Source organism: Ktedonobacter sp. SOSP1-85 (assembly GCF_016587415.1).
Classification (GTDB): domain Bacteria; phylum Chloroflexota; class Ktedonobacteria; order Ktedonobacterales; family Ktedonobacteraceae; genus Ktedonobacter.
In genome coordinates this window covers 1,826,731-1,841,480 of the sequence record NZ_BNJI01000003.1, presented here as the reverse complement: position 1 = coordinate 1,841,480, position 14,750 = coordinate 1,826,731, and the positions used below count along the sequence as shown (strand labels likewise).

The following is a 14,750-nucleotide window of genomic DNA, read 5'->3' as shown; positions in this document are numbered from 1 at the left end:
GCCTAGACCGACGGGGCCGGACCCATCGATTGGCGCGCAATGAGCTGGGTTGGCAGGATGAGCGGAGCAAGATGCTGCTCGCCCTGGATCAGGCGCAACAGCAATTGAATCGCACCGCGCCCCATCGCGACGCGGTCCTGGCGCACCGTCGTCAAGCCAGGATCAGTGTAGGACGCAAGCTCCAGGTCATCAAAACCGCTCAGGGAGACGTCTTCTGGCACATGCAAGCCCCGCTCACGCAGCGCTCGCAAGATCCCGATGGCCATTAGATCACTCCCCGCGATTATCGCGGTAAAGTCACGCCGCTCAGAGAGCAGCTGTGCTGCCGCTTCGTAGGCTTGCTGCATGTTCCAGCCCGACTGGCGTACCAGGCCAGGATCGAGGCTGTGGCCCGCTGAGGCAAGAGCCTGTTGCGCGCCAAAGAGGCGCTCCATACCAAACATATTGCTTGACGGACCAACAAAGAAGGCCATACGTTTATGGCCCAACGCAAGCAAGTGTTCTGTCACCTGGCGCGCTCCACTGACATGATCACCCTTTACATAGGTCGCGCCTGGTCCCTGGCCCACAGCATCGATAAACACCGTTGGGATGCGAGCTTGAACCAGGGCCGGGATACGCGGGTCCGTGGAGCTAAGCGCTAGCATAACTGCGCCCGCAACCTGCCGTGTTTGCAGCGCACGCACATAGCTCTCCGGAGTACGCCCCAGCGGACGCGAGGGCTGAAGCAGGTCATAACCTGCGTTCGCCGCTTCCTCTTCGATATGTTTCAGTACATCGAGGTAGAAGTAGTGCTTGGTTTCGCCCAGGCGCGAGAACGAAAGCCCTTCTTCTACGTGAAACAGACCTAACGCAATCGTACGTGAGCGCTGGCGCACCATACTCTGCGCCACCACGTTTGGTTCGTAGCCCAACGAGGCCGCAGCCTCTAACACGCGCTGGCGCACCTCTTCACTGATACGACCCGACCCACTGAGCACGCGTGAGACCGTTGTTCGCGATACACCAGCCAGGCGCGCGACCTCCTCACTGGTCACCATGCTCAACTCCTTCTGCTAATTGCGCACACGTGTGCATAGATATATAGCAATTATGCGCTTTGAGAAGCTTGCTTGTCAAGGGATAAAAAGAGGGTAGGCATGGGAAAATGGGCTCAAGTCCATTTTCCCATGCCTACCCTCTTTTTATCTAGCGGCCTGCGACCTGAATCTTGTCGACAACGGGAACGATATCGTTCGCCAGGATCTCGAAGGCTTCGGGCTCATGAACATTACCCAGGCTGAAAATGGCGTGGTCAATGCCCAACTCGGCCAGTTTGCCAAATTGGTCGATGGCGGCCTGTGGACTCAATGTGCCATCGCGTCCATCTTTAGTGAGCACCATCTGGTCGAGCGTTGTCTTCTCAATCTGCTCATAGGGGCGATTGAGGTTGGCACAATGCTCGCGCAGCACATTCAGCTTATGCTTGAGCGCCTCATCCCCCATACGCGCGAAGAAATTGCAGGCATCGCCGTATTGGGCGATCATGCGCAGGGTCTTCTTCTCGCCGGTTCCGCCAATCAAAATGGGTGGATGTGGCTTCTGCACTGACTGCGGTGAGTTCAGCGGACGCGTAAGTTGATTATATTTGCCTTCAAATGGCCTTTGATCACCCGCCCACATCTGGTGCGCGATCTGTAGCGTCTCTTCCAGGCGCTCAAAACGCTCCTTTAACGGTGGGAAGGGAACGCCCAATCCCAGGTGCTCCTCTTCATTCCAGGCCGCGCCAATACCTAAATAGGCTCGTCCCTGAGAGAGGACATCCAGGGTCGTCGCAGTCTTCACCAGAATGCCGGGATACCTGTAGGTGACACCAGTCACCATCGTTCCAAGCTTGATCCGCTTGGTGCGTCCAGCCGCGAAGGCCAGGGCGCTCCAGCCTTCCAGCATTTCGTTCTCTGCCGGGCCAACGAAACCAATCTGGAAAAAGTGGTCCATAACCCAGAAACTATAAAGACCCGCCGCGTCAGCGCGCTCCGCGATCTGACCAAAGGTCGTACCAAGCTCATTCTGCCCATTGGGCCATGTAAAATTAGGAACCTGTAAACCCAGGCGCATGTTATCTTCTCCTTAGTTTTATGTGTAACACTCTAGATTCTTCATAGTGAGAAATCTAAAGCACCTGCGGCGCTCTGCGCGATTGAAGAGGTATACGCTGCCTGCTGTGTTCGTAGCAGGCAGCGTATACCTCCTCAGCCAGACAAGATACCCAGGCAGGCTACACACTCTCAGCACATAGCCATATGAATTACCATAATATAACTATAATCGGTGCGCAGGCAAAACACACTGGCAAAATCAACAGCATTAAACTGGGAAAAATAGGCTGTCTACATACCTGTCTATTTCTACAGGCAAGCTCTCTCGTCTACTATAATGAAACGCCTAACGTAATGTATACATAGGAGGACACTTAGCGCTTTGTTATAAGCTCATGCCTGGAAGAAAGGTTGCAGGAGTGGGAAATGGTGTACGATGCAATCATTGTTGGCGCTCGCTGCGCGGGATCATCTCTGGCCCTTCTGCTAGCACGCAAAGGGTATCGCGTCTTGCTGCTCGATAAAGCCAGTTTTCCTAGCGACACCCTTTCCAGCCACTTTATTCATCCACGTGGACTCGTCTATCTTCAACATTGGGGAGTTTTGGATACACTACTTGCTACTGGTTGTCCTCAAGTACATGGGATCTCTCTCGACACGGGGCGCTTCACCCTCTCTTCGACGGTTCTGCCTCTAGAGGGCATTAACTTTGGCCTTGCTCCTCGTAGATACATTCTTGACACATTGTTAGCCCAAAAGGCGTTTGAGGCAGGTGCTGAGCTACGAGAGGCATTTAGAGTTCAGGACGTGACGAGAAATGGAACCCATATCACCGGCATAAAGGGTCGCACAACAACAGGCACACCTGTGACCGAGAAGGCCAGGCTTGTCATCGGTGCCGACGGGCTACACTCCCTGATTGCGCGCGTGGTTGAGGCACCAATCTATCATAGATATCCAGCATTAACATGTATCTATTATGCTTACTGGAGTGGGGTAAAGGCCGATGCCACCTCTCTCCACTCGCGCCCGCAGTGCGTATTTTTGTCCTTTCCCACACATGATGGGCTTGCGCTCATAAGTGTCACCTGGCCACGTCGCCATTTCCCCAAAGTGCGTGCCTCGATTGAGAGCCACTTTCTTGAAGCACTTGCGCTTGCTCCAGCTTTTGCGGCCTGCGTCCATCAAGGGAAACAAGAACAACGCTTTATGGGTACTGGCAACACGGCCAACTTCTTTAGAAAGCCCTATGGCCCGGGCTGGGCTTTATTGGGAGATGCTGCCTATCATAAAGATCCACTTCTTGGGCATGGCATAGCCGATGCCTTCGCGGACGCGGAACGGCTGGCCCAGGCCATTGAGAGCAGTTATACAGGTCAACAACCTCTAGAAGAGGCTTTAGCTGAGTATGAGCAGCAACGCAACAGGGAGGCCCTTCCCCTCTATGAGCTAACCGTTCAACTTGCAACCTTGAATCTCACACCCGAGATACAACAGGTACAGGAGGCACTACAGGGAAATCCTGAAGCAACTCAACTCTTCTTCGCGGTACTAGAAGGCACTATTCCTGCTGCAACCTTCTTCGCGCCCGAACACATCCAGGCTATTCTTACCGGGACACAAACGAATTTGAGCAGGCCTGAAGTAGTCAGCTAGCGTCAAAGCAAGCATACCAGTGTCCTCACGGGAGGAAATGAAAAATGGCAACCGTAGTATTTTTAAGTTTGCCTGCGCAGGGACATATCAATCCTACTCTTCCACTCGTTACTGAACTGGTCCGTCATGGCGAACAGGTCATCTACTATACAAGTGATGAATTTCAAGCAGCAATTGAGCAGACTGGAGCGACATACCGTTCTTATGGCAAAACTTTTCCACTCGACCTGGTACACAATCAGTACAAGTTTGAACATCATCCCTTGCTAGCAGTTGAAACGCTTTTGGAGACAAGTCTCTGGGTGCTGGCGCACTTGCAAGCGGAGATACAAGCATCTTGCCCAGATTACCTCATTTATGACGCATGCTGCCTCTGGGGCAACTTCCTGGCACAACTTTTACATCTACCAGCCATCTCCTCGCTTTCAACCATGGCGGCCAATCAACGTATCCTGAACGAAATACTCGCTTCCATTCATGAGAACGTCACGCAGGCGCCGTCCAGAGAATATGAATATCTTCAGCGATGCCTGATTCTACTCACTATCCTATGCGAACGCTATCACCTCAAGCCTCCTCAAGACATTTTTGCCATATTCCACAATTATGGAGATCTGACCCTTGTCTATACCTCCAGAGCATTTCAACTCGACGCAGACTCCTTCGACGAAGGCCACTTTAAATTCGTTGGGCCCCTCATTACATCACGCTCTCAGGCTCCCCTATTCCCTTTCACCAGGCTAAGCAGGCAGCCACTCATCTATATTTCGCTAGGCACTATGTACAGTGACCGTGCCGCCTTCTTTCACACGTGCCTCGAGGCTTTAGCTGAGAGCCCCTGGCAAATAGTCATGGCCACTGGTCATAACCTTGATCCTGCCTCATTAGAACCACTGCCTTCTAATATCATTGTGGAGAAATTTGTGCCACAACTCGATGTACTCCTACGGAGTGCGCTATTTATTACTCACGGTGGCATGAACAGTATTAGCGAGGCATTGTATTATCATGTGCCGATGGTGGTTATACCCCAAAGTATGGACCAGCCATGGAACGCGGCACGTGTCGCTGAACTAGGAGCCGGCACGATACTTACCAATGCCCAGGTCACACCCGAAAGCTTACACCACAACGTCGAAGAAATTCTAACTAATCCCGGCTTCACGAGAGCAGCCACATCTATAGGAGAATCGCTTCGCCAGGCAGGAGGCGTGCAAAGAGCCATAACTGAGATTCTGGCCTTTAAACGTGCAAGAAACATTCTCTAACAAACTTTTGAGACCATGACTTTCGACATACTCCGAAATGTGTCTTTCCATCCTTCCTCTTGGATACCACATAAGACTATACTTTTCTCGATCTCGACAATACACAAACCTTCAATGTGCAAGGAGCACTCATATATGGAAGAAACACTCAAACCGTCACGAGAGACCTGGACTGGGAACGCATCACAAAGTGGTATAGAGGTTGAGGCACAGCATCTAGACAAAACCTTTGGCAAGCAGCACGCGGTCAAAGATGTCTCGTTCACCATCGACAAAGGTGAAATCTTCGGCCTATTGGGTCCCAACGGAGCAGGCAAAAGCACCACCATCAATATGCTCTGCGGCTACCTCGAGCCGACATCTGGCGAGGTTCTTATCGACGGCCGCGCTATTACCAAAGAGACACGGAAGGTAAAGCGTATGCTTGGTGTCGTGCCTCAAGAGATAGCTCTCTATAAAGACCTCACAGCCTTAGAGAATCTGCATTTCTTCGGCGAGATTTACGGTCTTTCCTCACAACAATGCCGACAGCGCGCCGATGATTTGCTGCGCTTCGTCGGACTCTATGAGAGGCGCAAAGACCCGGTAAAGACCTTCTCCGGCGGCATGCAACGCCGAATCAATATCGCCATCTCGCTCATGCACACACCGGCCTTCTTGATGCTGGATGAACCAACCGTGGGCGTTGACCCCCAATCTCGGGAACACATCTTCGCCCTCATTGAACGCCTGCGCGACCAGGGAACAACTATTCTCTATACCACCCACTATATGGAAGAGGCCGAGCGGCTCTGTAACCGCATCGCCATTATGGATGAAGGCCAGATCATCGCCCTGGGCACACTAGAAGAACTCCTGGCCTTGCGCCAGCAGAACCGCGAGATACAGCGGCCCCATGGACTCCAGGAATTGTTCATCCAGCTCACAGGAAAAACTCTGCGCGACTAAACATTATGGAAGAGGGAAAGCATGAAAACGCTCTGGTCCATTGCCAAAAAAGACCTCTTACAGGTCATGAAAGATAAAGGCTCTCTGGTGCTCCTGCTCCTGGTCCCCCTGGTCCTCATCACGGCGGTTGGGCTTGCATTTGGCAATCTCTATGGTAATAGCTCTACCCAGACTACGATTAGAGTAGCAGTAAGCAACCAGGAGACTACCTCTGACGCCTATCTTGGTAAAACGATTACAAACGCGCTCAAAATCAATACATCTCAACTCCAGATCACTGTCAATGAATATCACACTTCAGCTCAAGTTATTGACCAGGTCAAGGCCTCAAGTGATGCGGCAGATGTTGGTATCGTCATTCCAACCGGGGCGAGCCAGGCCTTGCCGAGCACCACACCTCAGCATATCGATGCTACAAAGCAAGTCCAATTCTATACTCTGCCCAACAACAACGATGCGCGTATTACGCTCGTACGTAACATCGTCAATGAGGTTGTACAGGCTCAACTCACAGGAAATGCAGCTGTAAGCCAGGTCTACACAGTATGCAATCAGCCTGGCAACCACTGCACACCGGGCACTATTCATCCCACGAGCATCGCCGCAACGGTTGTCCAGGCAAACCAAGGAAGCGACCAGGCTGTTCAAACACTCTCCGCGGGTGAAGCCATCAAAGTGAGCGCATTCGATCAGTTGGTACCTGGATATGCCGTCTTCTTCGCGCTCTTTGGCCTCAATGCTGTGGCGGCAACCATCTTGCAGGAGAAAGAGGATGGCACCTTCCGCCGCCTGCTGGTCGCTCCAATTCAGAAGTATGCCCTGCTGGGCGGCAAGTTGTTGGCACAGTTTCTCCTGACCCTGGCCCAGCTCGTGGTGCTCTTTGCGATTGGCTACGTTGTATTCAAAATGCATATTGGCTCCTGGCCTTCGGTCATCCTCTTACTAATCAGTACCAGTTTCGCGATGACGGGCCTGGGAACACTGCTCGTATCACTGGTACGTACCCGCCGCCAGATTAACCCGATTGTCAGCCTGGTAACTCTGGTAACCTCCGCGATTGGCGGTGCCTGGTGGCCCCTCTTCATCGAACCCAGATGGATGCAGCAAATCGCCAAGCTCGGCATTACGGCCTGGGCCATGGAGGGGCTGAACGGGACCATGATTTTCGGTAAAGGCTTTATGGACATCCTTCCAGATATTCTGGGTCTGCTCGCCTATGGCGCGATCTGCTTTATTATCGCTTTGCGCTTCTTCCGCTTCCAGGAGAAGGCCGCAAGCGCTTAGGGCAGAAGGTTTCGCGCCTACGGCGCTCATAAGGTAGTGGGTGTGTACGTGGGAAAATGGCGTTGCCATTTTCCCACGTACACACCCACTACCTCGAAGGCAAACTTGTAAGCCGAGGCAGGATCATTTGACAGAACCTGGGTTTGCGCCATAATAAAGGAAAAACCACAACATCGGATTGCCGGGAGGAGAGCAGGCATGACTGAGACGATTCGAATCTTGCTTTGTGAAGACCAGACGCTTATGCGCCAGGGCCTACGCACTATTCTTGAGCTAGAGCCTGGCATGCAGGTCGTCGGCGAGGCTGGTGATGGCGAAGAGGCTATCAGGCAATATGCGTCGCTACGTCAGCAGGATAAGGGGCCTGGCGTGGTCTTGATGGATATTGAGATGCCGCGCATGAATGGGGTCCAGGCAACCGCCGCCATCATCCAGAGCGATCCCCAGGCGCACATCATCATCCTGACAACCTTTGACTACGAGGACTATGTCTTCGATGCCGTCAAAGCCGGGGCCATGGGCTACCTCCTCAAGGATGTTCCCGCCAACGAACTGATGTCAACGATTCGCCAGGTATACGCAGGTATGCCCTCGATTCAGCCCAAGATTGCCAGCAAGCTCCTCGTTGAGTTCGGGCGCAAAGAGCGGAATCCTCGCCCGGTACAAGAAGAGGCGCTGAGTCCACGCGAGATAGAGATCCTTAAACTCCTGGCTGAGGGGGCCAGCAACCGCAAGATCGCGGAGCAACTTGTCCTGGCCGAGGGGACCGTCAAAAATCATGTCTCGAATATCCTGAGCAAGCTCCACACCAGGAACCGCACCCAGGCCGCTCACCTTGCACGCGAACGCAAATTGCTCTAACTCTGTTAAAACATCACAAAGGGATGAGACATACACATGCAGAGGAGAACATCGTTGAGCATTGATATAGCTAGAGATGACGCGCGTTTTCAACGAAACTTCAGCCGCGTGCTGATTGGTTTTGCTATCTTCACATTTTTCTTCCTCACCACACTCACCTATACTATTTTGAAGACCACGCCAGTCTACATGCACGATTGGCGTGGCATAACCTGCATCCTACTCATGATACTCGCTTTCTCGCTTTACATCTTTCCAATTCTGGCGTCACTCAGTATACTTCCATTCGATTGGGATTGGCCACCACCTTTATCGTATACTGTGCTCATTTGGGGGAGCTTTTATCTCGTTGTATTTCTACTCACCCGGATCGATCAAAGCTTTTTTCTGAGCTTATATATTCTTTTTGGGCTAAGCTTCAGCCTGTTTACGTCGCGACGCTTGTTTCTCGCCATTGGTATTATGGCTCTCACGAGCTTTACGTATGAGGGATTGCTCACTTGGCCGCTCAAGCAAATTGCGCTCTTCAGCATCACAAGCCAGTGTTTGGCTTTCTTTAGCGTCACAGGCTTTAGCATCCTCATTCAAAACCTTATCGCCGAACGCTTTGAACGTAATCATCTTTTTCAACAACTGCAACTTGCAAATACTGACTTAGAGGAGGCGCATCGCCAGTTAGCGCAGTCAGTAGAGCAGGAACAGGAGCTAGCTATCCTGCGCGAGCGCACACGGCTGGCACGCGAGATGCATGATACGCTGGGCCATGCCCTCGTGCTTATCACAGTCAAGCTGGAGGCGGCCCAACGGCTCCGCGAGCGTGATCCCGAGCGCTGCGACCAGGAATTAGAGTCCACCAAAGAGATCACACGTGAGAGCATGACCGCGCTGCGAGCCTCCATCGCGAACCTGCGCACGCCTGCCTTACAGCATAAGGGCATCAAGCAGCCACTCATCCGCTCACTCGATGAACTGGGGCAACGCGCTGGCCTGGATGTTAGCCATACACTTCAGGGAGAGCTTGAGAATTTGGCAGATCCATTGAAAGAGACGCTCTGGAAGGTAAGCCAGGAGGCATTCGCCAATATTGAGAAGCACGCCCACGCACAGCACGTGACGCTCTCCCTCAGACAAGAAGAAGGGAACCTCATCTTGACCATCCAGGATGACGGCATCGGGCTACCAACGGCCTCTTGCCAGCATCAAGAGGATGGTAGTCTGGCATGCCACAGTCCAGAAGGCCACTATGGCCTACGGGGCATGCTCGAACGCGTCGAGGGCATCGGAGGCCACCTCTCACTCCGCTCTGGCGAGAAACAGGGCACAACCATTGAAGTCACGCTCCCATTTTAATTAACGGCGCTGCTAAAGCACGCGCCGCCCCCGCAGCGTCGCCTCCAGCGTCGGTCCACAAAAAGAGGCATCCCGGATGGTATATCCGGGATGCCTCTTTGCCTGCCCTCTGTGAGGGCTAGGGTTCCGACTTACTTGTACGAATTGGTGTTGGCACAAGAAGAATCGGTGGTCTTGTAGATGTTCGCCCAGTCATCTGGTGGGGTCATGTTCTGCGCGTTGTCTACCCAACCCTTCACGCAGGGCTTGAGCACATAGCTGACCGCTGACTGGTAGGTCGGCGCCCAGGCAACATCATTGATGAGCTTCTGCTCAATCTGGTTGTACTGTGCCATGCGGCTGGTCTGGTCGACGATGGTATTGGCTTTGACCATCGCGTCCTGGTTGGCCTGCTGCGCCACAGCGGTTTTGTTGCTGCCCAGGCCATAGTTGACCTGGTTGTTGCTTGATCCCTTACCAAAGAGCAAGTCGGTCCAGTCCTGGGGATCGGGATAGTCAGCAACCCAGCCCGCGCTCCAGATCTGGAGGCCTTTGGCGCTGCCAACGGTCTGCACCTCATCGTCGAGAAGCTTGTTAAAGTCCTCGTCGTTGATGGTGACATTGACGCCCAGGGCATCTTTCCACTGCTGCTGCACATACTGGAACTCGTTCTTGGCGGCGGCTGAACCGCTGGTGGCAACCGTCAGAGAGACCTGCGGGAAGTTAGCGGTGGTATAACCCTCTTCCTGCATACCTTCCTGGAAGAGCTGCTTGGCCAGGGTTTTATCGCCTTTGGTGCTTGACACACCGGCAGGGCCAGTTAGATTCTGGTTATAACCAGGCATGCCCTGAGGAACGATATGATTGGTTGGCGCCACGCGATCTTTGTAGATGCTATGGGCAAGCGTATCGCGGTCGATAGAGAGCGCGAAGGCCTGGCGGATCTTGATGTTATTGAAGGGTTTGGCCAGGTAGTTCATGCCATAGTAGTAGATGGCCAGGATAGGCGACTGGTGGTACTGCTGGTTAGGCATGGCGCGTGCCTCATCCAGGTTGGGTCCGGGAACGCCCGAGAGATCGACCTGGTTGGACTTATACGCCTTGTAGACCGTCTGGGCATCTTTATAGAAGGGGAAGACAACCTTCTTCAGCTGCGGCTTGGCATTATAATAGTTCTCATTAGGTACAAAGCTGATCTGCTGACCGCTGATATGCTTCTCCAGCTTGAAGGGGCCAGAGGCGCCACCTTCACTCAGGTGATTAGTCCATTTCTGATCGCCATATTTCTCGACGAAGCTCTTCTCCACAACGTAGGAGGTTGGATAAGTCAGCGCATCCAGGAAATACTGAGCCTTCTGGTTGGTCACGATCTTCACGGTCGTGGGATCGGGAGCAAAGAGACTATCGCCGATCAGGGTAGGCACCTTGCCAGCAAAGCGCTTATCCGAATCTTTGACCAGGGCCAGATACGAGGGCGCAACCGTCGACTTCAGCTCAGGCTTGAGCGCGCGGTCAATGCTATAGACCACGTCGTCAGCAGTGATGGGGTTGCCATCGCTAAATTTAGTGCCCTGGCGCAGCTTGAAGGTCCAGGTCACGCCATCGGAGGCAACGGAATAGGACTCAGCCAGCTGAGGCTTGACCTTGAGGTTATCGTCCAACTGGACAAGGCCCGTGAACATCATCTGAATAGCTTGTGCAGATGCAGTATCAGTAGAGAGACCCGGGTCCAGGGTTGCGACATCAGATATGCCTCTTAGTGGATAGACAAAGATCTGTTTATCATCAGAGAGTTTAGTGCCTGCACTCGAACTACCTGTACTACCGCCACAGGCAGAGATGAGCACCGCAAGCAAAACAAACAAAGCGGGTAGGAAGCGGCCAGCCACTCGCTTGCGAGAAAACATAAGTCATTACTCCTTGTTTTAGAAACGCGAAAAACCTTTGCTCACTTATATTTTATAAATAGAAGCAGAACAAAAAACTATAAAGCACAATGAGCAATTATGCTCGATGGTAGGTGTCATAGTTTGATAGCGTCGGAGCTAAGAAGACTATGCTTATGTCTATCTTCGATGAATTGACAGCAAGCATCAATCAACAGGTGTAGATATCTCGAAGAAATTTGCTCTGACAGATTCTATAGTTTGATAAGCGATAGAAATAGAGCACCTTCTTGTGACTTCTGTATTATATTACGTAGTCTCAATAAAAAATCTCACAGCAATTTGCTGTATTTTAAAAAAACTCGCAAATTCTTGTAAATTCACTCAACAGTAATGTAAAAATAAAGCATGCCTGATCGTTATCTTTCTTAATTAAATCGACTAAACGTACTCATTCTTCAGGAAAGCCTTCTCGCCTGCGGCGCACATCACCCCTTACCCTCATAAGGGAGTGGAAAATTAGTGTGAGTGGCGGTATGATGAAGGAAGTAACCTCGCTTAAAGACGCAATGTGCAAGAGAGAGCGCCGCAGGCGCGAGGTATCACAAAAATCCCAGGCGAAAGGAACCCTTTATTTATGAGCGTTAAGCAACTTCTTCTCCCGGTGGCGGCTGAACACTTTCAGGTGCGACCCGACATTACCTTCTTGAACCATGGCAGCTTTGGCGCATGCCCTCGCCCCGTCTTCGCGACCTATCAACAGTGGCAAAGCGCTTTGGAGGCAGATCCCGTTGAGTTTCTGGGTCGGCGCATAGATGATCTGTTGCGCGAAGCCCGCCTACCCCTGGCTACTTACCTGGGAACACAGGCTGATCATCTGGTCTTTGTGCCCAATACAACGGCAGGCGTCAATATCGTCGCGCGCTCGCTTCAGCTTGGACCTGGAGATGAGGTGCTGGCTACCGATCACGAGTATGGAGCTTCAGACCGTACCTGGCGCTTTCTCTGCACCCAGAGAGGAATGAGTTATATCAATCAGCCAATCCCCCTCCCGCTCGAGAGCGAAGAGGAGATGGTTGAGCAGTTCTGGCAGGGAGTAACACCTCGTACAAAGGTGATCTTCATCAGCCACATCACCTCGCCCACGGCGCTGATCTTCCCCGTGGCAAAGATCTGTCAGCGCGCCCGTGAGGCCGGTATCCTTACCGTCATCGATGGAGCACACGCGCCAGGACAGATTTCCCTGAACCTCGAAGAGATCGGCGCGGACTTCTACATTGGCAACTGTCATAAATGGCTCTGCGCGCCCAAGGGGTCCGCGTTCCTCTATGCCTCACCCGAGCACCAATCCCTCCTGCAGCCTCTAATCGTCAGCTGGGGCTATGAAAGCCTGAAACCTGGCATCTCAAGCTTTCAGGATTATTTTGGCTGGGTTGGCACGGATGATCCTGCGGCCTTCCTTAGCGTTCCCGCCGCCATCGCCTTTCAGCAAGAGCACAACTGGGACGCCGTACGCGCCGCCTGTCATGAGCTAGCGGCCTCGGCGCGCCAGGAGATTGCTTCGCTGCTTGGCACCCAGCTTATCTGTTCTGAGAACTGGTTGGGTCAGATGTGTACCATCCAGGTGCCCGATGGCGATCCCCTGGCACTACAACGCACCCTGCGCGAGACATGGCACATCGAGATGCCCGTCGTCGTCTGGAATAACCATCGTTATATTCGCCTCTCCATCCAGGGCTACAACAGCCCCGCCGATGTCGAGCGCCTCCTGACTGCCCTCCACGCCATTTTTGTACAGTAAATTGAAAAAGGGACGACGCTACTAAAGTACGCGTCTACATAGGATATGTATATGTAGACGCGTACTTTAGTAGCGTCGAACCATGCAAAGCGCTTAAGCGAGTAGGGTGGTATCCAGTTCGGGATAGAGGGGATACTGTGAGAGCAGATCATCGACGCGCTTGCGCGCCGCGGCCTGCACACTCTCATCCAGGACGTACTTGGCGAGGCTGGTCTTGCCACTGGCGGTCACACTGGGCTTGGTGTGTGACAGCACGTATTTGATAATGCTCGCGATCTCGCGCATCTCTGAACCCCCCATGCCCAGCGTAGTCAGGGCTGGCGTACCTAGACGCAAACCACTGGTATACCAGGGGCCGTTGACGTCAAAGGGTAACGAGTTGCGATTGAGCGTGATTTGGCAATCCCGGAGCGCCGCCTCAGCCTGGCGGCCTGTGAGACCAAAACTCTGCGCCACATTAAGGAGCAGCAGGTGATTGTCGGTGCCACCGGTAGGTACCTGGAGGCCCTCATCGATGCATGCCTGGGCCAGGGCCTGGGAGTTCTCGACAATGGCATGCGCATAAGTCTCAAACTCTGGCTTGCTTGCCTCGCGGAAGGCGACTGCCTTGGCGGCCAGTACATGCGGGAGCGGACCGCCCAGAATCGCGGGACAACCCTTGTCAACCCACTCGGCGAACTCTTGCTTACACAGCACCAGGCCACCACGCGGGCCACGCAAGGTCTTATGCGTGGTACTGGTCACAACATGCGCGTAGGGAATGGGATTGTACTCGCAGGTAAAGACCTTGCCCGCCACCAGGCCCGCGAAGTGTGCCATGTCTACCATCAGGATCGCGCCCACCTCGTCGGCCATCTCACGCATCTTGGCGAAATTCAACTTGCGTGGATAAGCGCTGTAGCCTGCCAGCAGGATCAGTGGACGCACCTCGTGTAGCTGCTCGCGCAACTGGTCCAGGTCAATCAGGCCGCTCTCTTGATCGACGGTGTAAGAATAGACATCGAAGAGCGTGCTGGAGACGTTATGCCGGTAGCCATGCGTCAGGTGCCCTCCGGAGTAGTAATCGAGCGCGAGCAGGCGCTGATTCTGCACGGTAGCTCGCACCTTATTCCAGTCATCACGGGAGGCTGTGGAGATATTCTCGATATTCAGGCTTTCAAGCAAAGGCTTCTGGGCTTTGCTTGAGAGGATGGCCAGGAAGGCCACCAGGTTGGCATCGGCACCCGAATGAGGCTGGACATAGGCATGCTCCGCACCAAAAAGCGAACACGCCAGTTCTACCGCCTCGGCCTCAATGGCGTCGACATTATCACAGCCAGCATAGAAACGATGGTAAGGATGCCCTTCAGCATACTTATCGGTCAAGAGGTTGCCCATAGCAAACTGCGTCGCCAGGGAGCTATAGTTCTCGCTAGCGATTAACTTCAGGTTCTGGCGCTGGTCCTGTAGCTCCTTTATGATGGATGCTGCGATGGTCGGCGAGACACTGTTGACCTGGTCGAGCGAGGCATAAAAAGCCGCGGCGGCTGAGTTGGGGATAGCTCCATTGAGCGCTTGCAGGTAGCGGACAAGAAACGTGGTGGGCGTTGCATTGATCGTCATAAATAGGTGCTCCTCCCTTTGCTATCAAAACATAACA

Annotated in this window: 11 protein-coding genes; 7 read left to right on the top strand and 4 right to left on the bottom strand. The window is 53.2% G+C overall.

The genetic code is table 11. From position 1 onward, the window contains the following. Positions 1–2 precede the first annotated feature (2 nt). Entirely contained in the window at positions 3–1,040 is a 1,038-nt protein-coding gene (locus KTE_RS45970; protein WP_201394134.1) for a LacI family DNA-binding transcriptional regulator, read from the bottom strand. A 148-nt stretch (positions 1,041–1,188) separates the two neighbouring features. Further along, entirely contained in the window at positions 1,189–2,097 is a 909-nt protein-coding gene (locus tag KTE_RS45965) for an LLM class F420-dependent oxidoreductase (protein WP_201394132.1), read from the bottom strand. Between the two features lie 407 nt (positions 2,098–2,504). Between KTE_RS45965 and KTE_RS45960 the strand changes: the two genes are divergently transcribed. From KTE_RS45960 to KTE_RS45935, 6 genes are all read left to right on the top strand, one after another. Next, a complete protein-coding gene (locus KTE_RS45960; protein ID WP_201394131.1) occupies positions 2,505–3,734 on the top strand; it encodes an NAD(P)/FAD-dependent oxidoreductase in 1,230 nt (409 codons plus the stop codon). A gap of 44 nt (positions 3,735–3,778) precedes the next feature. Then, positions 3,779–5,002, top strand: coding sequence for a macrolide family glycosyltransferase (locus tag KTE_RS45955; RefSeq protein WP_201394129.1), 1,224 nt, complete (start codon positions 3,779–3,781; stop codon positions 5,000–5,002). Between the two features lie 135 nt (positions 5,003–5,137). After that, complete coding sequence (locus KTE_RS45950; RefSeq protein WP_236601029.1) at positions 5,138–5,950, top strand: ABC transporter ATP-binding protein; 813 nt, start codon at positions 5,138–5,140, stop codon at positions 5,948–5,950. Between the two features lie 21 nt (positions 5,951–5,971). Then, entirely contained in the window at positions 5,972–7,234 is a 1,263-nt protein-coding gene (locus tag KTE_RS45945; protein WP_201394127.1) for an ABC transporter permease, read from the top strand. 198 nt (positions 7,235–7,432) lie between these two features. Continuing rightward, positions 7,433–8,095, top strand: coding sequence for a response regulator transcription factor (locus tag KTE_RS45940; protein WP_201394125.1), 663 nt, complete (start codon positions 7,433–7,435; stop codon positions 8,093–8,095). A 54-nt stretch (positions 8,096–8,149) separates the two neighbouring features. Further along, the gene (locus KTE_RS45935; RefSeq protein WP_201394123.1) at positions 8,150–9,445 is read left to right on the top strand and encodes a sensor histidine kinase; all 1,296 of its coding nucleotides are present in this window, start codon (positions 8,150–8,152) and stop codon (positions 9,443–9,445) included. Between the two features lie 131 nt (positions 9,446–9,576). Here the strand turns inward: KTE_RS45935 and KTE_RS45930 are convergent, their stop codons facing one another. After that, entirely contained in the window at positions 9,577–11,331 is a 1,755-nt protein-coding gene (locus tag KTE_RS45930; protein WP_201394121.1) for an ABC transporter substrate-binding protein, read from the bottom strand. 616 nt (positions 11,332–11,947) lie between these two features. Between KTE_RS45930 and KTE_RS45925 the strand changes: the two genes are divergently transcribed. After that, entirely contained in the window at positions 11,948–13,111 is a 1,164-nt protein-coding gene (locus KTE_RS45925; RefSeq protein WP_201394119.1) for an aminotransferase class V-fold PLP-dependent enzyme, read from the top strand. A gap of 93 nt (positions 13,112–13,204) precedes the next feature. Here KTE_RS45925 and KTE_RS45920 read toward each other — a convergent pair whose 3' ends face one another. Then, positions 13,205–14,713 (bottom strand): glycine hydroxymethyltransferase, encoded by a 1,509-nt coding sequence (locus KTE_RS45920; RefSeq protein WP_201394117.1) that lies wholly within the window; start codon positions 14,711–14,713, stop codon positions 13,205–13,207. Positions 14,714–14,750 lie beyond the last annotated feature (37 nt).